Raw genomic sequence first — 1,373 nt, forward strand, 5'->3', positions numbered from 1 at the left:
GTTTTGATTACTTCCGACGTGGCGCGTTACACGTCGATGGTCTGGCTGACGTATGTCTCCCAGGTGGCGATCTGGCCTGCATCAATCAGCAGCCCCTGGTAATCCGGGTCGGAACTGAGGCTCTGCTGGACCCGGCCGTAGGCGGCCCAGTCCTCGGCGGTCGTCAGGAAGCCGACGGCGTTGGTTCCCTGACCCCCGACCATGGTGACGAGCACAGTGACGTTCTCCGCGCCATGCTTGCGGGCAAGTTCGCTCGCGCGCTTCAGCTGCTTTTGAACGTCGTCCCAGGCCACGCCGGGATTCGGATGGACGATAGTGGTTGCGAGGATTGTCATCGTGGGCACCTTTCACTAGAGGGGACCCAGACAGCCTCTGGCGTGGCAAACTGCGAGCCTAGAGTAGCCGGCTACTTCAATCTTCCGCAGATCTCCGAGCGCCCGTTGCGGGCGAGCAGGTTTGCGCGGCGGACGCGGCACCCGACAACTTGGGCAGAGCGTGAATCGCCAGGGGGTGGGGTTGATTACGCGCCCCACCGGGGTTTAACCGGCCGCATTTGGGGAATGGTCATTGGTTAGCCCGAACGGGCGGTAGCTGCGAATGCTAGTGATTCACGAGCTGCCAAGCCCGTCCCACCGGATGGGTTGTTAAGCCACCAGCAAACCCTGAATAAAACCAGAATATACTATTGACCAGGGAAGTCTATTGAAATGTTGTCTAACGGAGCTCGTGACTCAGCGAACAAATTCATACAAAAGCAAAGATTAATGAATTCGGACTGGAATCCGAATCATAAATACATTCAACAATGCCCTGAATGCGAAGGCATACACGAAACACAAAGGCAGAACGACGAATATTGCATTCGATGCAAAGACAATAAAATGACCGCCTAGACGGCCTCGGAGGCCCGGGGCGCGCGAGCAGGCCCCGACGCGGCAACTAGTTTGCTAGCCAATGCACTTTGGCACTAGCGCGCGGCGGCATTCGGGTGTTTGCTTACCTTGTGGCTAACCGCCACGAGGTACAGGAGGCACCATCATGACCATCGTCACGTACGTAGTTATCCACCCAAACCCGGGCGTCCAGTGGGACGAGGTGCAGAAGCAACTCAAGAAGACAACAGACCTCGCTCGCAAGCACGGCGCCGAGAACGTCACCGTGCTGGCGACCATGATCGGGGGCCCGGCGACCAACGCCATCGGCCTGCTTTCCACAGCCGAGGATTGGACGCGGTACGGCCAGGTCCAGGAGGCGCTCTTCGGCGACCCCGAGATGCAGGCCGCCATGGTAGAGGCTGGCCAGATCGCCACCTGGGAGAACTACGTCAGCCAGACCATCGACGTGTAACGCGCCACGTCGGAAGTAATCAAAAC

General features: G+C 58.8%; 2 protein-coding genes. One reads left to right on the top strand and one right to left on the bottom strand.

Going from position 1 to position 1,373, the window contains the following annotated elements; all coding sequences use genetic code 11:
• Positions 1-26 precede the first annotated feature (26 nt).
• On the bottom strand, positions 27-335 hold the full coding sequence (locus tag A5686_RS13660) for a hypothetical protein (protein WP_067934916.1): 309 nt from the start codon (positions 333-335) through the stop codon (positions 27-29).
• Between the two features lie 703 nt (positions 336-1,038).
• Between A5686_RS13660 and A5686_RS13665 the strand changes: the two genes are divergently transcribed.
• Positions 1,039-1,347 carry a hypothetical protein gene (locus A5686_RS13665; protein WP_067931293.1) on the top strand — a complete coding sequence of 103 codons (309 nt, stop codon included), beginning with the start codon at positions 1,039-1,041 and terminating at the stop codon, positions 1,345-1,347.
• Positions 1,348-1,373 lie beyond the last annotated feature (26 nt).

This window comes from Mycobacterium sp. E2479, assembly GCF_001667925.1.
Lineage (GTDB): Bacteria > Actinomycetota > Actinomycetes > Mycobacteriales > Mycobacteriaceae > Mycobacterium.